Annotated in this window: 19 protein-coding genes and 1 pseudogene; 13 read left to right on the plus strand and 7 right to left on the minus strand. The window is 57.3% G+C overall.

Translation table 11 applies throughout. The features are described from left to right. The 4 genes and pseudogenes from C9411_RS00005 to C9411_RS00020 all read left to right on the plus strand — a co-directional run. Positions 1 to 1,197, plus strand: a 1,197-nt coding sequence (locus C9411_RS00005; protein ID WP_146158845.1) for an RHS repeat domain-containing protein, incomplete at its 5' end; no start/stop codon positions are given. After that, a complete protein-coding gene (locus C9411_RS00010; RefSeq protein ID WP_107226149.1) occupies positions 1,197 to 1,886 on the plus strand; it encodes a hypothetical protein in 690 nt (229 codons plus the stop codon). The genes C9411_RS00005 and C9411_RS00010, both read left to right, overlap by 1 nt. A 6-nt stretch (positions 1,887 to 1,892) precedes the next feature. Further along, positions 1,893 to 2,426, plus strand: a pseudogene (locus tag C9411_RS00015) (RHS repeat-associated core domain-containing protein); the annotation flags it as partial. Beyond that, positions 2,426 to 2,896, plus strand: a complete 471-nt coding sequence (locus C9411_RS00020) for an immunity 26/phosphotriesterase HocA family protein (protein ID WP_107226150.1) — start codon at positions 2,426 to 2,428, stop codon at positions 2,894 to 2,896. The pseudogene C9411_RS00015 and the gene C9411_RS00020, both read left to right, overlap by 1 nt. A 355-nt stretch (positions 2,897 to 3,251) precedes the next feature. On the opposite strand, the gene C9411_RS00025 is transcribed toward C9411_RS00020, so the two are convergent. Further along, a complete protein-coding gene (locus tag C9411_RS00025) occupies positions 3,252 to 4,148 on the minus strand; it encodes a PhzF family phenazine biosynthesis protein (RefSeq protein WP_107226151.1) in 897 nt (298 codons plus the stop codon). Between the two features lie 54 nt (positions 4,149 to 4,202). Continuing rightward, positions 4,203 to 5,120 (minus strand): DMT family transporter, encoded by a 918-nt coding sequence (locus tag C9411_RS00030; protein ID WP_107226152.1) that lies wholly within the window; start codon positions 5,118 to 5,120, stop codon positions 4,203 to 4,205. A 181-nt stretch (positions 5,121 to 5,301) separates the two neighbouring features. On the opposite strand from C9411_RS00030, the gene C9411_RS00035 reads away from it, so the two are divergent. The 4 genes from C9411_RS00035 (at position 5,302) to C9411_RS00050 (ending at position 7,887) form a co-directional block, all read left to right on the plus strand. Then, positions 5,302 to 6,171, plus strand: a complete 870-nt coding sequence (locus C9411_RS00035; protein ID WP_107226153.1) for a helix-turn-helix domain-containing protein — start codon at positions 5,302 to 5,304, stop codon at positions 6,169 to 6,171. Positions 6,172 to 6,188: 17 nt separating this feature from the next. Further along, positions 6,189 to 6,623: a glyoxalase gene (locus C9411_RS00040; RefSeq protein ID WP_107226154.1), complete on the plus strand. Its 435-nt coding sequence runs from the start codon at positions 6,189 to 6,191 to the stop codon at positions 6,621 to 6,623. 310 nt (positions 6,624 to 6,933) lie between these two features. After that, the gene (locus C9411_RS00045) at positions 6,934 to 7,386 is read left to right on the plus strand and encodes a MoaF N-terminal domain-containing protein (protein ID WP_204275775.1); all 453 of its coding nucleotides are present in this window, start codon (positions 6,934 to 6,936) and stop codon (positions 7,384 to 7,386) included. 9 nt (positions 7,387 to 7,395) lie between these two features. Beyond that, on the plus strand, positions 7,396 to 7,887 hold the full coding sequence (locus C9411_RS00050) for a nuclear transport factor 2 family protein (RefSeq protein ID WP_107226155.1): 492 nt from the start codon (positions 7,396 to 7,398) through the stop codon (positions 7,885 to 7,887). 171 nt (positions 7,888 to 8,058) lie between these two features. On the opposite strand, the gene C9411_RS00055 is transcribed toward C9411_RS00050, so the two are convergent. Continuing rightward, a complete protein-coding gene (locus tag C9411_RS00055) occupies positions 8,059 to 9,258 on the minus strand; it encodes a multidrug efflux MFS transporter (RefSeq protein WP_063989820.1) in 1,200 nt (399 codons plus the stop codon). Between the two features lie 251 nt (positions 9,259 to 9,509). Between C9411_RS00055 and C9411_RS00060 the strand changes: the two genes are divergently transcribed. Beyond that, positions 9,510 to 9,959, plus strand: a complete 450-nt coding sequence (locus C9411_RS00060) for a MarR family winged helix-turn-helix transcriptional regulator (RefSeq protein WP_107226156.1) — start codon at positions 9,510 to 9,512, stop codon at positions 9,957 to 9,959. 37 nt (positions 9,960 to 9,996) lie between these two features. Here the strand turns inward: C9411_RS00060 and C9411_RS00065 are convergent, their stop codons facing one another. Further along, complete coding sequence (locus C9411_RS00065; RefSeq protein ID WP_107226157.1) at positions 9,997 to 10,278, minus strand: YjcB family protein; 282 nt, start codon at positions 10,276 to 10,278, stop codon at positions 9,997 to 9,999. Positions 10,279 to 10,572: 294 nt separating this feature from the next. On the opposite strand from C9411_RS00065, the gene mrdA reads away from it, so the two are divergent. Next, positions 10,573 to 12,498: a penicillin-binding protein 2 gene (gene mrdA / locus C9411_RS00070; RefSeq protein ID WP_107226158.1), complete on the plus strand. Its 1,926-nt coding sequence runs from the start codon at positions 10,573 to 10,575 to the stop codon at positions 12,496 to 12,498. A 107-nt stretch (positions 12,499 to 12,605) separates the two neighbouring features. Further along, entirely contained in the window at positions 12,606 to 14,324 is a 1,719-nt protein-coding gene (locus tag C9411_RS00075; protein ID WP_038875183.1) for a penicillin-binding transpeptidase domain-containing protein, read from the plus strand. A 6-nt stretch (positions 14,325 to 14,330) separates the two neighbouring features. On the opposite strand, the gene C9411_RS25920 is transcribed toward C9411_RS00075, so the two are convergent. Beyond that, positions 14,331 to 14,498, minus strand: a complete 168-nt coding sequence (locus C9411_RS25920) for a hypothetical protein (protein WP_233221844.1) — start codon at positions 14,496 to 14,498, stop codon at positions 14,331 to 14,333. Continuing rightward, complete coding sequence (locus C9411_RS00085; protein ID WP_107226159.1) at positions 14,456 to 15,694, minus strand: hypothetical protein; 1,239 nt, start codon at positions 15,692 to 15,694, stop codon at positions 14,456 to 14,458. The genes C9411_RS25920 and C9411_RS00085 overlap by 43 nt, the downstream gene beginning before the upstream one ends. A gap of 414 nt (positions 15,695 to 16,108) precedes the next feature. Here C9411_RS00085 and C9411_RS00090 point away from each other — a divergent pair, with 414 nt between their 5' ends. Further along, entirely contained in the window at positions 16,109 to 17,656 is a 1,548-nt protein-coding gene (locus C9411_RS00090) for a methyl-accepting chemotaxis protein (RefSeq protein WP_199200113.1), read from the plus strand. Between the two features lie 156 nt (positions 17,657 to 17,812). Here the strand turns inward: C9411_RS00090 and osmB are convergent, their stop codons facing one another. Then, complete coding sequence (gene osmB, locus C9411_RS00095; RefSeq protein WP_004940700.1) at positions 17,813 to 18,025, minus strand: osmotically-inducible lipoprotein OsmB; 213 nt, start codon at positions 18,023 to 18,025, stop codon at positions 17,813 to 17,815. Between the two features lie 231 nt (positions 18,026 to 18,256). On the opposite strand from osmB, the gene C9411_RS00100 reads away from it, so the two are divergent. Then, positions 18,257 to 18,652, plus strand: coding sequence for a DUF427 domain-containing protein (locus tag C9411_RS00100; protein WP_107226161.1), 396 nt, complete (start codon positions 18,257 to 18,259; stop codon positions 18,650 to 18,652). The last annotated feature ends 109 nt before the right edge of the window (positions 18,653 to 18,761 follow it).

Consider the following 18,761-nt stretch of genomic DNA (forward strand, 5'->3'; position numbering starts at 1 on the left):
CTGCAACACCGCGAACCCAATCAGGGCAAACCGGGCGCGCGGCTGGTGTACGATCTGGCGGATAACCTGCTGGGCGAGCGCAGCCCGCAGAGCGACATCGACGCGCACCTGCCGCTGGCGCCGATCGTCGATAACCGGCTGACGCACTGGCAAAAACTGTTTTACCGTTACGACGCCTGGGGCAACCTGATCAGCCGGCGCAACGGCCTGTATGAACAGCACTACCGCTACGACGCCGACAATCGGCTGGTGCAGGCGCACGGCCGCGGCCCGCAGGGCGAATTCGAGGCGCAGTACCATTACGACGCGCTGGGCCGCCGCAGCCGCAAGGCGGTGCGCTACAAGGGCAAAACCGAACAGACGACCCGTTTCCTGTGGCAAGGCTACCGGTTGCTGCAGGAGCAGCGCGATGACGGCAGCCGCCGCAGCTGGAGCTACGATCCGGCCAGCCCGTGGAGCCCGCTGGCGGTGCTGGAGCAGGCGGGCGACAGCCGCTCGGCAGATATTTACTGGTATCACACCGATCTGAACAGCGCACCGCTGGAGGTGACCGACGCGGCGGGCAACCTGTGCTGGTCCGGGCAATACGACACCTTCGGCAAGCTGCAGGGCCAGACGGTGGCCGGCGCGGCGAAGCGGCAGGGCGCGCAATATCAGCAGCCGCTGCGCTACGCCGGGCAATATCAGGACGACGAAAGCGGCCTGCACTACAACCTGTTCCGCTACTACGAACCCGAGGTGGGGCGTTTCACCACGCAGGATCCGATAGGGTTGCGCGGTGGGTTGAACCTGTATCAGTATGCGCCGAACCCGCTGATGTGGGTGGATCCGCTGGGGTTGAGTACCAGAAGAGACCAACTCCCAGGGGATAAAACGCTTGAGACGTCTCGAGCAGCAAGACGGGAGGCTATGCGTTCGCAAGGTATCCCTACATCGCAAACATACCAAGTCCAAGTAGTCGAGGATATAACCCAATCTGAAAACTCAAAACTTAACTCAGGCATTTTGCATGAGGAACGGATTATGAGAAATAATTCTGAGGTTGGTCGTGTAAAAGTGCATCATCAAGGGCATGTTTTCACGGACAATGACACTTTTGAGAAACCACATTATCATGGTACTAAAGGCGAGCATTTCTCTTATGAGAAAGGCCGACCAAGGAATACTAATAAATACAAAGGTGATAGGTGCTTCTAATGAGAATAAAGCTGATTACTGATGCAAAAGCTAGTTTAAAAAAAATTGGTGTCTCAGTAAAAGACACGGATCTTTCTCTGGTTAATGTGTTCTCAAGCGACGAATATGAGCTATACATAAAAAAGTTATGGGAAACAATAAATAGCTTTAAGGTTAAAAGGATTGTATTCCTTGATGATGACTATTATGTGGATAACGTAAGTGACAAAATAAAAAGTATAAAAAGAGCTGTGGGTAAAAACGGTTTGATGGAACTAAAGAGAAATGTAACTAAAAAAGAAGATATTATTTTTAATAATAGAAACTATTTTATTGATATGGTTGAGGTTAGTGATGATGTGAGCCTTCTAACTGTGGAGAGGATTTATAAAGCAATATATAGTGGTGGTGGGGTTTATTTATTCTTGCAGGCGGATTTGATTTGTGAGAGTGATTCACTGTTAGGGTTGATAAATTCGTATGATGATGAGTGTAGTATTTCTTGTAAATTACACTTTGGCGAAACTCTGACATCAGAGAGATACTTCATTCTAACAGGAGTGAGTGAAGATAATAATTCTCACTTATTGAGTGGAGTTGCAAGGTTTACAGGTGAAGAGGTTGATAAACTCATTGAAAAAACATCCCATCATTACCCAATGGTATTTGAAAAGCAAATATTAAAGTTTGAAACTCGCTCGCTGAGATAGGAATAGGACGACGAAAGCGGCCTGCACTACAACCTGTTCCGCTACTACGAACCCGAGGTGGGGCGTTTCACCACGCAGGATCCGATAGGGTTGCGCGGCGGGTTGAACCTGTATCAGTATGCGCCGAACCCGCTGATGTGGGTGGATCCGTTTGGTTTAACGGCAATTGATGCTTCTGGTTATCATGTGTATGGGCTATATAATTTAGATGTGAATGGCATGCCAGTCGGTGACCCATACTATGTTGGCATCACCAATGATTTACCTAGACGTTCAGCAGAACATTTAGATACTGGTCGTTTAGGTGGCAATACGGGTATGATTCTTTTAGATGAAAACGTGAAGTATGGTCAAGCCCGTGGTTATGAGCAGTATTATATAGAAAAGTATAAAACCCGCACTGGCGTTATAGGTGAGGAAATATCTTCGACCAATAGAGGGAATAAATATAATTCATTCGATCATGGCCGTACAGATCCTCGCGCAGCAGCATTTAAAGATGCTTATGGGAATAAGAAAAGGTTAGGAGGTAAAAGTTGATGAATAAGCTAGAGTTTTGGGGTTGGGAAAAGAAACCAAGGACAATGCTCAGATTTATTAAACCGGGTGATGTATTCTGCTTTAAGCTAACAGATGAAAAGTATGGTTTTGGGCGGATTATATCTAAGGTTAGCATTGGTCACTCGGCAGAAATATTTGATGTATTCTCTAAAGAGCCGAAAGTGCCAGATGGTCTGTTCTCAAATCCACAAGTGGGATCACACCCAATAATTTTGGATGCATATAGTCTGTTTGATAAGAAAATCTCTGGTGAGTGGAGAATTATAGGTCATCAGGAAGGGCAGGTTAAAGAATTCGAAAATACCTATTTTGTGTATGGGGCTTTAGGGAATAGAAAGAAAGTAGATATGTATGGGAATAGTGAAAATGTTTCTGATAAAGACTCGGAACATTATCCGCCATATATGCCTAGTAATGACATGCACGTGCGAAAATTGCTAGCCATTTAATTTTCAAATGATGATGTCTAATAGATTATTCAATTGAGAGCCATCTAAGTATAAGGGTGGCTCGAATGGGGTGACGGAATATCTGGATGATGTGTCAGCGAAATTCACATCAGTCCATTCTCAGCTGATTTTCGGTGAAATAAATCGTGAAAGGTTAATATTTGGCTCTTTAAAAATTATTATAAAATCAAATAGTTAAAATTATATGGCAGGCCGCCTGCTGCAACACCGCGAACCCAATCAGGGCAAACCGGGCGCGCGGCTGGTGTACGATCTGTCGGATAACCTGCTGGGCGAACGCAGCCCGCAGAGCGACATCGACGCGCACCTGCCGCTGGCGCCGATCGCCGACAAACTAAATACCCAATGTCCCGTTAATCAGGGTGCGGCAGTGCCCGCCGATCCAGGGTTCGCCGTCAATAAAGCGCACGCTCACGCGGCCATCTCGATTCAGTTGGGTGCCCTGGCGCACCTGGTAGCCCTGTGCGGTCTGGCCGCCGTCGGGAAAGCGGTTGGCCTTCAATAAGCGCGCCAGGCAGGCGTTGGCGCTGCCGGTTACCGGATCTTCAATCAAGGCGCCGCATTCCACCATAAACGCGCGCATTTCGTAATCGGACGGTTCGGTTGTGGGGTAGGCGCCATAGATCACCACGCCATCCACATCGCAAGCCGTTTGCAGCCGTTTAATCGTGGCCTGATCCGGCGTCACCGCCAGGCAGGATTGTGCGTCCGGCAGGCGCACCATCAGCCAGCGAATGCCCATCTCGGCAATCACCGGCAGGGAGCCTTCTTCAATCACCGCGGGCCGTAAAGCGGCCATCAGCCGTTCTGTTTCCTCAGCCGCCATTGGGCGGAACTCAACTTCGGGCGCGGCGAACGCCAATGTGCCTTCCGGCTGGATATTGACCGCCACCAGGCCGACGCCGCATTCCTGCATCACCGCTCCAGGCCGTTTAGGCGTCAATCCGGCTTCCAGCAGGGCGTGGGCGGTGCCCAGCGTTGGGTGGCCGGCGAAGGGCAGCTCTTTTTCGGTGGTGAAAATGCGCACCTTATAATCCGCCGCCGGGTGCGTCGGTTTAAGCACAAAGGTGGTTTCCGAAAGGTTGGTCCAACGGGCTAATGCCAGCATCTGCGCGGTGCTCAGCCCCTCGGCCTCCAGCACCACCGCCACGGGGTTGCCCTGCAGCGGCGTACGGGTAAACACGTCCACCTGTTTGTAGGCGCGGGGTGTCACATCATCACTTCTGAGCATTTGCCATCGTCCGTTATCAACAAAACCTGATGATAACGATATTCACCAATGACTTCAAAGGGTTGAGTTTTGTTTTGAGATACCTGCCCGTCGCCATTTCAGCCCCGGCTTGGCGAACATCACCAGGTTGCCCAGCAGGATCAGGCACAGGCCCAGCACGGCGTTGAAGTGCCACTGATAGCCTTCGTAGATCGTTGAGATGGTCAGTGCCACCAGCGGGAATAGCAGGGTGCTGTAGGCCGCCGCGCCGGCGCCGATGCGGCCGAGCAGGCTGAAGTAAGCGGCGAAGGCGATCACCGATCCGAAGATCGCCAGGTACAGCAGGGAGCCGATATAGCGGCCGCTGTATTCTATCTGGAACGAGGCGCCCTGCGCCAAGGCGATCAGCGCCATCAACAGCGCGCCGTAGGTCATGGCGTAGGTGTTGGTCGAAAAGATATCCAGCCCGCGGCGCTGATGGCGCGTGCTGATCATGTTGCCCAGCGAGAAGCCGTAGGTACCGAGCGCGCTCAGGCCGATGCCTTTGAGCAGCTCCGGCGCCATGCGGGTGGCGGCCAGATCTTGCCAGAACAACGCCACGATGCCGGTCAAACCCAGCAGCGCTGCCGGCAGCAGGTTGGGGCTGGGGCGCTGGCGGAAAAACAGCAGGCTGTTGAGGGCGTTGAACAGTACCGCCATCGAGAAGATCACCGATTCCAGTCCGCTGCTGATGTAGGCCGCCGCGTGGTAGAAGCAGAAGAAGTTAAAGCCGAACACGCAGCAGCCCTGCAGCACGCAGAACAGATGATCGCGCGGAGCGAGGCGGCGCAGGCGGCGCGTTAGCAGCAGCACGGCGAACATCACCGCGGCGGAAATGGCGAAGCGGTAAGCGATCGATACGGGAATGGCCACCGGCCCTTCCTGTTGCAGGGTGATCGCAATCCAGGTGGTGCCCCAAATCAGCACCACGGCGAAGTACAACAGCGCATTCATTCTATTTGTTACTCCGAAAAAACCGATGGCGCAGTATCCGCTTTGGCGCGCGGCGGCGCTTGCAGCGCTTTGCGCCCAGTTGCATATTCTTGCGCTTTTTTTGCCAAAAGCGCGGGGCGGCGGCTGGTATGCGGCGGCGCCACTCTTTACACTGTCGGCATGTCGAACAACGGGGCCGGCGATGTCCAACTATCAGGCGTTTGAAACACTGCGTGAGCACAAGGCGCGGCTGCACAGCAGCGTGCTGCTGGGCACCGGCGTGGAGCTGGCCGCCTGGTCAAACTGCAACGATCGCGTCACGCAGGAAAGCGCCGATCACCATACCCTGAGCCTGTACGTCGCCGACGGCTATGAGTGCTACCAGCAGGTGCCGGGCGGCTGGCGCAACGGCGGCGGGCCGGATCGGTTCTGCATCATGCCGCGCCAATACGCCTCCACCTGGGACGTGCGCAGCGATCTGTCGTTCGTGCATCTGTATTGCACCGACGGGCATCTGCGGCAGCTGGCGGAGCAGACCTGGGATCGCAGCCCGGCGGCGATCAACGTAGAGCCGCGCAGCTTCGGCGAAGATCCGCAGATCACGCTGCTGTATCGCCAGTTTTTGCTTAACTGCGACTGGCGGGACAGCGCCAATCTGCTGGCGCTCAGCAGCGCGTCTAACCTGCTGATGTCGCATCTGATCCAGCGTTACAGCCAGCTGCAGTGGAAGCTGCCGCAGGCGCGCGGCGGCCTGGCGCCTGCGGTGGCCAGGCGGGTGCGGGAATATATCGAAAACCACCTCGATCGGCCTTTGCTGTTGGCGGATCTGGCGGCGCAGGCCGGGTTGAGCGAATACCATTTCGCCCGCATGTTCAAGCACGCCACCGGGCTGGCGCCGCACCAGTTTGTGATGCGCGCACGGCTGCAACGCGCGGAACGGCTGCTGCGGCACAGCCAACAGCCGATCACCGAGATCGCGCTGGCGTGCGGCTTCAGCTCCGCCAGCCATTTCAGCAACCGCTTCAAGGCGGCCTATGGATTTGCTCCGCTGCAGGTGCGGCAGGGGCGCTAACCGGAAGGGAGAGCAGCATGGATCAACAATTTGCCGGGCTGGGCGTGTTGTTTGTCGCCGGATTCGGGCCCGTCACGCGTGAGAGCGACGAGAGCAAGGCGTTTTATGTCGAGGCGCTAGGGCTGCCGCTCAAGCCGATGCCGGGCAACGAAACCTATCTGCTGTCGGAGCAAGGCGCGCTGGACGGTGTTAAGCATTTTGCCCTGTGGCCGCTGGCGCAGGCGGCGCAGTCCTGCTTTGGCGACGATCGCTGGCCGGCGGATCTCGCGGTGCCGCAGGCATGGATCGAGTTCGACGTGGCCGACATGGCGGCCGCCACCCAGGGGCTGGTCGATCGCGGTTATCGGCTGTTGGTCGCCAATCGCGAAGAGCCGTGGGGGCAGAGTGTTACCCGTTTGCTCAGCCCCGAAGGGTTGCTGGTCGGCGTCACTTATACGCCCTGGCTGCGGTAAACGCCACGCCGTTCGCCGCCGCCTGCCGGCGGTGGGCGGCTTAAGAACAAATACGCATTAGCTTAAAGCGATCTGCGCTATAGACCCATCAAATCCCCGAGTGGTTTCCCTTCCTGAAAGCAGAAATTCCGTTCATTGCGTAAAAACCAATGGCCAGAACGCGCTATTGCCATGGCATTTTACGGCGATTTCCCCCTGTCTTTTTTTGCCGCCAGGTGCCTGATAGGAATAGAGATTATTCTTATATTTCTGCCAATCGTTAAGAAATAATAATGATTCTCGTTTTCAACCACGGAAAGGAGAAGGAACGATGAAAACAGTGAAGCGAACGGGCATCGCGCTGGCGATAGCCCTGACTTTCCCCCTGGCATTGCCCGCCGCTACGGCGGCGCAACCCTCCCTGACTAACAGTAAGGCGGCAACGATGACGGAAAAACACGGGCAGTTCATTGCGGTCGGTAAAGTGGTGCAGGTGACCTTCGGCGATTTCGCCTTCAAGCTGGATTTTACCGATGACAAGACCATGACCTTCACCGGTATCGGCGAGGCGTCGCAGGGCATCACTGACACCGTGCAATACACTGCGGTGGAGATTCGGCCGAAGGTCTATATGGTCTATTGGCACGAACCTCAGTCCGGCGACAACGTGACGCATATCGAGGACTTCGAGCGCGGCGAGGTGTACACCAACATCGCCGCCAAGGACGGCAGCTTCACCCATCTGAAAGGGCAGCTGAAAATCGTAGGTCACTCAGGAAAATAAGGAGCAGTTATGAAAAAGGCATTGATCACCTGTGCGATCGTCGGCGGCTTGCTGGCGAGTTACCCGGCGCTGTCAACGGATCAGGCGGCGTCTTACAAATCGACCGGCAAAGGCGGTTATCATCATGCCCAGCAGAAGCTGAAGGTGGTGGAAGATCTGTACGCGGGCTTCTTCAACCGCCACGACATCGGCGTGGCGCAGAAGCTGATTGTGGAAAACTACAAGCAGCATAACCCGTTCGTCGGCGACGGCATCAAGCCGTTCCTGGATTTCTTCAGCCAGACCTTTAAAGACAATCCGCAGTACAGCGCCAAAATATACCGCAGCGCGGTCAACGGCGATCTGGTCTACGTTCACGTCAAATATCAAAATAACCCGCAGGATCGCGGCACCGCCAGCGTGGATATTTATCGGGTGAACGATCAGGGGAAAATCACCGAGCATTGGGACGTCAATCAGGATGTGCCGGAAAAATCGGCCAACGACAATACCATGTTCTGATCCGCAAGGGCCGCTGCGGCGGCCCTCAACACGCCCGCAACACTTTATTTACTTACATAAATATTAAATGACCGCCGCGTCGAGTAGGCTACGGCCGCCTTTGGCAGTGGTGGCACGGTTGATGGGCGTCATTGTCCCACCACTGCTTGAGGCGTTTCCCCGCATTTTCCGTTATCCCGCGCGTTGATTCTCCACTTTTTTGAACTGATGGCGCAGCTGCAGCGCATTGCAAAGCACCAACACCGCCGTCACGGCGAACACCCAGCGGAACCCCATCATCGCCGAAATGCCCGAACCCAGCAGCGGGCCAACCACGTTGCCCAAGTACATAAAGGATTGGTTATACCCGAAGATGCGCCCGGTCACCTGATCGGAGGAATACTTCAGCAGCAGCGCCTGCACCGCCGGCATCAGTGCGCCGTCGGCGAAGCCAAGCAGGAAGCGCAGAATGCCCAGCTGCAGCGGCGTATTGACCCAGGCCATCACGGCGAACAGGCCGGTGGTGAACAGCAGCGCGGCGATCAGGATGCGTGCGGTGCCGATGCGATCGCCGAGCCGCCCGAGGCGCGGTGCCGAGATCAGCGCCGCAATGCCGGGCACGGCGGCGATCATGCCGCTGACAAAGGCGATATTGCTGACGTCGCCGGACAGCTCGCGGATGAACAGCGTCAGGATCGGGCTGATGGACGAGTTGGCCAGCTGGATCATCAGGGTACAAACGAACAGGGTGACGATCAGTGTTGGATAGGGCAGCGAACGGAACACCGCCTTGCCGCTCAGCTGATCCGCTTTTTTCACCGTGATGCGCCGTTCTTTAATCAGGAACAGCGTCACCAGGAAGCTGACGAACATCAGCCCGGCGGTGACGAAAAACACCACCCGCAGCCCCAGATGATCGGCCATCAGCCCGCCCAAGAGCGGCCCAGCGATCACGCCGGAGATCTGCCCGGTAGAGAGCGTGCCCAGCGCCCAGCCGCTTTTATCGCGCGGCGCCTGCGAGGCGACCAGCGCCATGGCGTTGGGAATATAGCCGGATGTCAGCCCCATCAGCGCGCGCAGCGCGAACAGCTGCCAGACGTTGGTGGCCAGCCCCTGCAGCGCGATGACGATCGCCATGCCCAGCGAGGCGCGCAGCAGCATCAGCTTACGACCTTTGCGGTCGGCCAGGCTGCCCCACAGCGGTGAGACTACCGCCGAGACCAAAAAGGTGCCGCTGAACACCAGCCCGGACCACAGGCTGAGGGATTGCGGATCGCTGACGCCGAGCTGTTCGACGTACAGCGGTAGAAAAGGGAGGATTTGGCTCATCGCCAGCCCGGTGAAGAAACACCCGAGCCAGACCGAGATCAGATTGACTTTCCACGCTTCCATCGGCTTACCGTACCACGTTGAATAAGGAGGGATTTGCTAAGCAAAATAATAATAACACTGCAAATTAATCGGCGAGGGGCAAATGCGTGAGCAAACGTAACCCTGCCGATGCAGTGTCTTTTTTGCTATATATTAATAGCTATATTATCATAGGTAACTAGGTTAAGCCAGAGCGGCGCGGTAGCCAGGAAGGGCACCGCGCGATCCGGCGGTGTGAAAGCAGGGATAAACTGAACGCTAGATTGACGCCAATGAAAAAAGATCACCCTGAAGACGTGACGCTGCTGCGCACGCAGTTAATGTCGCTGGTGCGCCGTATGCGGCGCGAGTCGCGCAGCGACGAAAAATCCTGGGCCCAGCTGATGCTGTTGGGGGCTATCGATCGCCACGGCGGCGAGGCGACGCCGTCGCTGCTGGCGGAATCGGAGCGCATGCGCTCCTCTAACCTGGCGGCCGCGTTGCGTGAGCTGGAGGCCGATGGGCTGCTGGTGCGCACGCCGGATGCCGAAGACAAACGCCGGGTGCGGGTGCGCCTGACGCCCGCCGGGCTGGGCCTGCTGCAGCAAAGCCGCAGCCGGCGCGAGGCTTGGCTGCTGGCGGCGATGGAGAGCTGCCTAAGTGAGCGCGAGCAGGCGCTGTTGATTGAGGCGGGCGCGTTGATGGCGCGGCTGGCGGCGGCGCCGTCAACGGAAACGGAATAATCGACGGGGCGGCCGGTATGGCCGCCCTGCGGCGAGGTTACGGCATAGGCCAATCGACTGGCATGGTGCTGACCACGTCCACGTAGCGATCCCAGGCCGTAGACCAGAATTGGGTGAAGGCTTCCAGGGTCAGGTGGATGCCCATCAGGCCCATCACGAACCAGCAGGCGGTAAACAGGCCCAGGCTGCTGAACATGAATGCCATGCCGTTGCGGCTGGTATTACGGCAAACGACGTTTAACTGGCTGGCGAAGAACATCATCACGGCGCTCAGCAACTCCCAGCGCATCATGACTAAACCGGTGGCAATGGTACTCATCGAACTCGATCCTATGTAACAAAAAGCCGCATCCGGCAGGGCGCCGACAGGGAAATGCGGGGGAATATCGGGAATAGTGTGATTAAGATCACATTGTAGCATTGGGGCGAACGGCGGCTCAATGGGGATTGCGGTGAAAAAATCGCCGACGGTAACATTCCAATATGCTGAAACAGTTATGCTATTTCATTAGCAACCTTTTCATGGGGCGGTGCGCCCGATAACGCTATGCTTGCCGGCTTTTCAGTCCCCTGATTTTGCGGGGAAATGTGACGCAAAAGGTAACGGCACCGCATGGCCCTGTTAAAAGAAAAGATTCGCGACCACTCTGCGGAAGAAAGGCTATTTATCCGCCGGGCAGGCGTGGCGCTGGCGCTGGTGGTGGTTTGTTTTGGCGCGCTGATCGTCAACCTCTATCGGTTGCAAATCCGCCAGCACGGCTTTTACCAGACGCGCTCCAATCAGAACGACATCAAGATGCTGCCGATCGCCCCCAGCCGCGGGCTGATCTTCGATCGCAATGGCATTCCGCTGGTGCGAAACGTGACACTGTATCGTATTGAGATCACGCCCAGCAAAATCTCCGACATGGCGGCGCTGCTACAGGCGCTGACGCCAATCGTCGACCTGACGCCGGAAGACATCAGCGCGTTTCGCGACGACATGCACCACAACAGCCGCTACAAGCCGGTAACGCTGAAAACCGGGCTGAGCGACACCGAGGTGGCGCGCTTTGCCGTCAATCAATACCGTTTCGACGGGGTAACAATCGATACCTATCAACAGCGTGAATATCCTTACGGCGCCCAGTTGGCGCACGTGCTGGGCTATGTGTCGAAGATCAACGACAGCGATCTCAAGCGCCTGGACAAGGCGGGGCTGAGCGAGAACTACGCCGCCGACCGCAACATCGGCAAACAGGGGATCGAGGCCTATTACGAGTCCGAACTGCACGGCACCACCGGCTATCAGGAGGTGGAGGTGGATAACCACGGGCGCGTGATCCGCCTCCTGAAGGAGCAGCCGCCGAAGGCCGGCAAAAACATCTACCTGACGCTGGATCTGCCGTTGCAGCAGTACATCGAATCGGTGCTGAAGGGGCAGCGTGCCGCGGTAGTGGTCGAAGATCCGCGCGACGGCGGCATCCTGGCGATGGTCTCCAGCCCCAGCTACGATCCCAATCCTTTCGTCAAAGGCATCGGCTATCAGGCCTATAAGGCGCTGCTGACCAACCCGGATTTGCCGCTGATCAACCGCGTCACTCAGGGCTTGTACCCGCCGGCGTCGACGGTGAAGCCCTACATGGCCGTTTCGGCGCTGTTCGCCGGCGTGATCACGCCCACCACCACCTTTTTCGGCGCGCCGACCTGGACGCTGCCCGGCACCGAGCGCCGCTACCGCGACTGGCTGAAAACCGGCCACGGCATGCTCAACGTCACCAAAGCGATCGAGGAGTCCGCCGACACCTTCTTTTATCAGGTGGCATATGAAATGGGCATCGATCGTATCCACCACTGGCTGAGCCAGTTCGGCTACGGCCAGTCCACCGGCATCGATCTGAACGAAGAGTACCGCGGCGTACTGCCGAGCCGCGACTGGAAGCTGAAGGTACACAAAAAGGGCTGGTATCAGGGGGATACGGTTTCGGTAGGCATCGGCCAGGGGTATTGGGTGGCGACGCCGATCCAGATGGTAAAAGCGCTGACCACGCTGATCAACAACGGCCAGGTGAAAACGCCGCACCTGCTGTATTCGCTGCAGCAGGGCAACCGGGTGACGCGCTACCAGCCGCCAGCGCAAGCGGCGCAGATCGGCGATCCCCACTCGCCTTACTGGGGCATCGTACGCAACGGCATGTACGGCATGGCCAACTTGCCGAACGGCACAGGTTACAAACTGTTCCACACCGCGCCGTATCAGATTGCCGCCAAATCCGGCACCTCGCAGGTGTTCAGCCTGAAGCAAAACCAGACCTACAACGCCAAAATGATCCCGGTGCGGCTGCGCGATCACATCTTCTATACGCTGTTCGCGCCTTACAAAACCCCCCGGGTGGCGATGGCGCTGATCCTGGAAAACGGCGGCGGCGACGGCGTGGTGGCGGGGCCGACCGCGCGCGCGATCCTCGACCACATTTTTGACCCGGCCAACGCGCCGCAGCCCGGCGATCAGGTGCAAAGTAAACCGCAGTTAAACGACAGTGCGGATGTGCAACGGTGATGCGGTTTGTTTTTACTTTCTTACAAACTGCAATCTCCTGACCATTTCCGGCAAGGTAGACTGAAATAACACCATAAACCGAATAAAAACGCAGGGTTAACACAACAGTGGCGCCATCGACCAAAAAAAGCGGTAAAACCTATTCCACAGTTCGTTTCGGCTGGATTTGCGCCGGCATGCTGGTCTGTTTTTTTCTGTTGGCGTTCAGGGTCGGCTATCTGCAGCTGCTGGAACACCAGCAACTGGCGGATCAGGCTGACCAGCGCTCGATCCGCACCCAGGTGGTGCCGACCAACCGCGCCATGATCACCGATCGCAATGACGAGGCGCTGGCGGTCAGCGTGTCGTCCAAAGACATCGTGCTGGATCCGAAACACATTCTCGATACCCAGACCGACACCGGTAACGAGCGCTGGCAGAGCATGGCCAACGTGCTGAAGATCCCGCTGGCGGACGTGCAGCATCTGATCCAAAGCAACGCGCATAAGCGTTTCGTCTATCTGGCGCGCAAGGTGGAGGACGACAACGCCGCCTATATCAGCAAACTGCACCTGACCGGCGTCAGCACCGAGCAGGATTTCAGCCGCTTTTATCCGATGGGCCAGGACGCCGCCGGGCTGATCGGCATCGTCGGCCAGGACAATCAGGGTCTGGAGGGCATCGAGCTGGGCTTCAACCCGCTGTTGCAGGGCAAAAACGGCCTGCGGGTCTATCAGAAGGACGGCAGCGGCGCGGTGATCGGCGTGCTAAAAAGCGTGGATCCGGTGCCGCCGCCGAACGTGACGCTCAGCATCGACAAATTTATCCAGTACGTGCTCTATGCGCAGATCCGCGACGGCGTGGTGGCCAACCAGGCCGACTCCGGCTGTGCGGTACTGGTCAAGATCGACACCGGCGAGATCCTCGGCATGGCCAGCTACCCGTCGTTCAACCCGAACAACTATGGCAGCACCCCGGCGAAAGACATTCGCAACGTGTGCAGCAGCGACAGCTTCGAACCGGGCTCGACGGTGAAACCGGTGGTGGTGATGGTGGGGCTGGAGCATAAGTTGATCCGGCCGGATACGGTGCTGGACACCACGCCGTATCGGGTGAACGGTCACCTGATCAAAGACGTCGGCCACTGGTCGAAGCTGACCATCACCGGCGTGCTGCAAAAATCGAGCGACATCGCAGTATCGCACATTGCGCTGGCGCTGCCGGCCACGGTGCTGCCGGCGGTCTATCGCAGCTTTGGCCTGGGGCGGCCGACGGAGCTTGGCATCGGCAACGAGAGCAGCGGCTACCTGCCGCAACACCGTGAACGCTGGGCCGATATCGAACGCGCTACCTTCTCCTTCGGCTATGGGCTGCGCGTGACGCCGCTGCAGATGGCGCGCGAGTACGCCGCTATCGGCTCCTTCGGCATTTATCGGCCGCTGTCGATCACCAAGGTGACGCCGCCGGTGATGGGGCAACGTATTCTGCCGGCGGATACGGTACGGTCCGTGGTGCATATGATGGAGAGCGACGCCTTGCCGGGCGGCAGCGGGGTAAGCGCCGCGGTGCCGGGCTACCGGCTGGCGATCAAAACCGGTACCGCCGAGAAAATGGGCCCGAGCGGCAAATACGACGGCGGCTACATCAACTACACCGCCGGCGTGGCGCCGGCCAGCGATCCGCAGGTGGCGCTGGTGGTGATGGTCAACAACCCGAAAGCCGGCAAGCACTTCGGCGGTTCGGTGGCCGGGCCGGTGTTCGGCAAGATCATGGCCCAGGTGCTGGAGCACATGAATATTCTGCCGGACGCCCAGCCGCTTAACGTGGTGTCGTCGGTCAAGGGGTGATGGGGATTAGCGCGATTCCAGCAGGCGCTTTAGCGCCTGCTGATCGGCGTTCACCAGCCCGGCGTCGCGGGCGAACAGCGCGTCGACCATGCCCGGCTGGCGGCGATGTTTCAGTGTAGATCCCGCCGCGCTCAGAAGTAGTAACCGATGTTCACGTTGGTGCGAAAATACCATTTATTGCTGCCGGAGGACTGGGTGCCGGTCCAGCCGGTGGCGTTTTCCACGCCGCCCCACGGGTTAGCATTTTGCGCCCAGGTCAGATCTACCCACAGCATCACCGGCATGGCGAACACCTGCACCCCCAGCGTGTTCATTTTAGAGTCGGATCCGCCGTGCCGGTCCTTCCAAAGCACGCTGTAGTCGTTGTAGAACCGCAGCTTTTTCACCGGTCCCCAGGGCACGTCGACGTCACGCGCCAGGTTGATGGCGGCGGTGGTGGCCTGCGACGGGATCAGATAGGCCGGCGTCAGGCCGTTGCCCCCCATCAGGATCACCGAATTGTTGGCCCCAGCCGGGCCTTTGGCATCGTAACCGTAGCGGATCACCTGGCCGGACAGATGCCAGGGATCGTAATTCACCAGCGTATGTAAACCCGCCGCCCAGAAGCTGCCGTTATCGCCGGTCGCCTGGTTATAGAGCCGTGAGGCCGCCAGCGAACCGCCGAGTTCATTGTCCCAGCCGCCCTGATGGAAAGCGCGCGTCAGCCGCAGATTCACCTGATCGCGTTTTTCGTTGCGCTGCAGGTGCTGCGACGCAAAATTGGTGTTTTTCAGATCGTCGTAGCTGGCAACGTCGGGGGCGTAACGCACGCCGGTCGGCATCATGCGCGGGTAGTAGGCGGCGTCGAAGGCCCAATCGTCATGCTGGTATTGGTATTTTGCGCCCAGCCCGGTGTTGACGCCGAAGCCGAGGTAAAACGGAATGCCGTACGACCAGCCGAACTGCGGGTAGGGCATCAGGCCGAACGGTTTGAACGGTGCGCCAAGCTGCACGGCGGAACGCTCAGACAGGTGGTAGCCCACATAGGCGCGATCGATGGCGTATTTGCGCCGATCCTGAAACCAGAATCCGCTATCGAAAAACGCGTCGTTTACCTGGCCGGTGGCATCGATGCGAAAGGCGTCAAAGCGTAAATGCGGAGGATTTCGATAATTGCTGCTGTGCCAATCTTCATAGCGATAATTGGCGCGCAGCGCGCCGCCGATATCAATATTCTTTTTATTATCCTCGCTTTGCCAATGAATATGCGGAAATGCCGGGCGGCTTTTTTTTACCGGCGCCGCGGTGGCGGCAGCGTCGTTGGGCAATGCGACGGCAGCCGCATAACTCACTGGTGAAACAAGAAAAAAACAAAGCGTAATCTTGCGCATGCCTGGCCCCTGAAGAAAGTAGACTGTTTATTAAGGCGAGCGAGTTTCACCTGTGAACAGGGTGTTTACGCGCATCGGTTTTATATTTGAGACGATTTTATCGAGCGTTTCATATATTAAATTCAATGTCGGTTAATATATGAAACTTTGTTTCTTGTTTAATGAAAAAACTATAAGTCCGGTATTAAACAAGTCAAGAAATAAAAATGAGAGTTGACGAGCAATGCCGATTATTAGCTCGTCTTGGTCTGCGGGGGCGACACCAGGCAGGCTGAAATATTAGTGTCATCAATGCCCGTTAGACTCGCGGCATCCTGGTATTACTGACTAAAAATCATGAACATAAAACTGACACTGGGCCGCAGGGTAAAATCTGCGGCGGCGCTGCCGCGCGCGTTTGGCTTCGGCAAGAGCATGGGTTTATTAAGCGGCGTAATTTGCGTTATTGCGCTATTTTCTCTGCTGCAATTGTTTTCTACCGTATTTATTTCCAATATTCTACGCGACGCCAAGGTTAACCTGGTGACGGGGGACGCGCTGCATCGCCAGCAGGCGATGATGGATCGCGCCAGACTGTCGCTGCTGACGGCCAGCGATACCCTGAATCGCGCGGGCATCTATTATCTGCAGGACAAGGCCACCGGCTCCGACGGCAGTTGGCACAGCCTGCTGGACGAGTCGTTGGCGGCGTTGCAGGTTTCAGCGCAGGCCTTCGCCCAGTTCGAGCGTTTGAGCGCGGATGCGCCCGAGGCCGTTGATGCTCTAAAGGGTAGCTATCGCCTGTTCTATGACGGCCTGAAAGAGCAGGCGCAAGGGTTGCAAAGCAGCGACAGCATCGATGCGTTTTTCGCCGTGCCGATCCAGGCGTTTCAGGCGGATTTCAACGAGAAGTATCTCGCTTACCAGGCGCTGAACGAACGGCGTGGCGATGACGTCAAGGTACGGCAATTGGCGGCGCTGGAGCAGGCGAGGACCTTTGCGCTCGGCGCGCTGGCCACGCTGGCGCTGATCGCCGTGGGGGTATGGTTCGGTGTTTCTCGCTGGGTGATCGCACCGCTTCAGCGGGCAATCGCGCACCTCAACGTGCTGGCCGCCGGCGATCTTTCGCGGCCGCTGCCGCCTGAGCGGGCATGCAACCGCGAGATGCAACAGCTGCAGACCAGCATTGGCCACATGCAGGGCGGTCTGCAGCGCCTGGTCAGCGAGGTGCGCGATGCGGCGAGTGGGATCCTGAACGGCGTCGGGCGGCTGGCGGACGGCAATCGACAGTTGACGGCGCAGTCGGCGAAGCAGGACGGCGAATTGCAGTTGGCGACCGAGCACGTGCAGCAGCTGGCGGCGCGGGTGGAGGAAAACGGCCAATACGCGCAGCAGGCCAGCCAACGAACCGAACAGGCCCGGCAGTGCGCCGGCGCCGGTGAGCAGATGATGGAAACCGTCAATGTTTCGATGCAAGGGATCGTCAACCAATCGGCCGAAATGCGCGGCATCGTCGCACTGATCGACAGCGTGGCGTTCCAGACCAATATTCTGGCGCTGAATGCGGCGATCGAGGCGGCGCACGCCGGCGTTCATGGCCGCGGCTTTGCCATTGTCGCTAAAGAAGTGGGTTTGCTGGCGCAAAAGAGCAGCCATTCGACGCGCGATATTCAGCAGTTGATCAACCGTTCGCTGCAGCAAATCGATCAAGGTTCGCAGGCGGTGGATCTGCTGACGGGCAACCTGCACCAGATTATCGATCTGGTGAACAAATGCAGTGCGCTGATGGGGGAAATTTCCCTGGCGTCGCTCAATCAGGGGGAGAGCATTCAGGACGTGACGGCGCGCATCTCGGCGCTGAATCAGGTGGCGCGGCAAACCGGTACGGTGGTGAACGCGGTGACCGAGGCTTCGCAGCTGTTGCAGAGCGAGTCGGAACGGTTGGAAAAAGCGATGGCGCGTTTCAGGCTGCCGGCGCAATAAATAACCCTGCCGCAGATTAATGAATAATAAAGCTGCGCTTAACGTTATTTATTATTTTTCATGCTCAGAGAAAGTTCTGCGGTTAAATAAAAGAACAGGCCGGCGTTTATCGGTTAAAAAAACGCCGGCCTGCAGAGATTATTTTTGACGGGATGATTAACGGCTGGTCTGGTGGCCGATAATGCCGCCGAGCGCTGCGCCGCCAAGGGTGCCCAGCGTGCTGCCGTCGGTCAGTACCGCGCCGCCGACGGCACCCACGCCGGCGCCGATCGCCGTGTTGCGATCGCGATTGGACATATGCCCACATGCGGTAACGGAAAGCGTTGCCATCACCACCACCAACACACCTGCGGCACGTTTAATATTCATAATGAGTTCCTGGTAAATTGACTGATTAATGGATTAAAAATAATCCGATTAATCCGCCGGTAGAAGTTGGGATGAATGTATTCCTCTGCAAGAAAATCGAACAGGTAAAAATTCTTAATTTTGCGACGGCGAAAAGCGAATGCTCGCCGAATGCGCGGCCGCCGGCAAAACCGCTGGGCTATACTGGGAAGACGTCTCGCGAGGGGCGAGGCGAACACTCTGGAGGCCGCCATGTCCGATCTCGTTTCCGCATCCGGCAAACCGATAAAAATCCCCGGTCCGGACCACCCGATCACCTTGACCCGTCATCCGGCGCGGGTTGTCGTGCGTGCCGCCGGGCAAACCCTGGCCGACAGCCGCAACGCGCTCATCCTGCAGGAAGCCACCTATCCGCCGGTGTTTTACTTTCCGCGTGAGGACGTGAATAGGGCGCTGTTGCAGAAAAACGAGCACGTCAGCTACTGCCCTTATAAGGGTGACTGCAGTTATTTCTCCTGCGTGTTGAACGGCGAGCAGGGGGCCAATGTGGCCTGGAGCTATGAAATGCCCTATAACGCCGTGCTGGCAATCAAGGATCATCTGGCATTTTATCCCGATAAAGTGGCGGAGATCCGTACCGAAGCGTGAGCCGCAGCGGGCATCGGGCGGGGGCAGGTTGACATTCTCATTATCCCTACTCATTATGTGTATTACCGGGAATTGATACGCTTTCCTTATGTTTTAATCCGACATAAAC

It is taken from the genome of Serratia sp. Nf2 (assembly GCF_003028435.1).
GTDB lineage: Bacteria > Pseudomonadota > Gammaproteobacteria > Enterobacterales > Enterobacteriaceae > Serratia > Serratia marcescens_L.

Coding starts and splice junctions, on each gene's coding strand:
- C9411_RS00010 (WP_107226149.1), top strand. CDS start 1,197: ATGAGAATAAAGCTGATTACTGATGCAAAAGCTAGTTTAAAAAAAATT.
- C9411_RS00020 (WP_107226150.1), top strand. CDS start 2,426: ATGAATAAGCTAGAGTTTTGGGGTTGGGAAAAGAAACCAAGGACAATG.
- C9411_RS00025 (WP_107226151.1), bottom strand. CDS start 4,148: ATGCTCAGAAGTGATGATGTGACACCCCGCGCCTACAAACAGGTGGAC.
- C9411_RS00030 (WP_107226152.1), bottom strand. CDS start 5,120: ATGAATGCGCTGTTGTACTTCGCCGTGGTGCTGATTTGGGGCACCACC.
- C9411_RS00035 (WP_107226153.1), top strand. CDS start 5,302: ATGTCCAACTATCAGGCGTTTGAAACACTGCGTGAGCACAAGGCGCGG.
- C9411_RS00040 (WP_107226154.1), top strand. CDS start 6,189: ATGGATCAACAATTTGCCGGGCTGGGCGTGTTGTTTGTCGCCGGATTC.
- C9411_RS00045 (WP_204275775.1), top strand. CDS start 6,934: ATGAAAACAGTGAAGCGAACGGGCATCGCGCTGGCGATAGCCCTGACT.
- C9411_RS00050 (WP_107226155.1), top strand. CDS start 7,396: ATGAAAAAGGCATTGATCACCTGTGCGATCGTCGGCGGCTTGCTGGCG.
- C9411_RS00055 (WP_063989820.1), bottom strand. CDS start 9,258: ATGGAAGCGTGGAAAGTCAATCTGATCTCGGTCTGGCTCGGGTGTTTC.
- C9411_RS00060 (WP_107226156.1), top strand. CDS start 9,510: ATGAAAAAAGATCACCCTGAAGACGTGACGCTGCTGCGCACGCAGTTA.
- C9411_RS00065 (WP_107226157.1), bottom strand. CDS start 10,278: ATGAGTACCATTGCCACCGGTTTAGTCATGATGCGCTGGGAGTTGCTG.
- mrdA (WP_107226158.1), top strand. CDS start 10,573: ATGGCCCTGTTAAAAGAAAAGATTCGCGACCACTCTGCGGAAGAAAGG.
- C9411_RS25920 (WP_233221844.1), bottom strand. CDS start 14,498: ATGGTATTTTCGCACCAACGTGAACATCGGTTACTACTTCTGAGCGCG.
- C9411_RS00085 (WP_107226159.1), bottom strand. CDS start 15,694: ATGCGCAAGATTACGCTTTGTTTTTTTCTTGTTTCACCAGTGAGTTAT.
- C9411_RS00090 (WP_199200113.1), top strand. CDS start 16,109: ATGGGTTTATTAAGCGGCGTAATTTGCGTTATTGCGCTATTTTCTCTG.
- osmB (WP_004940700.1), bottom strand. CDS start 18,025: ATGAATATTAAACGTGCCGCAGGTGTGTTGGTGGTGGTGATGGCAACG.
- C9411_RS00100 (WP_107226161.1), top strand. CDS start 18,257: ATGTCCGATCTCGTTTCCGCATCCGGCAAACCGATAAAAATCCCCGGT.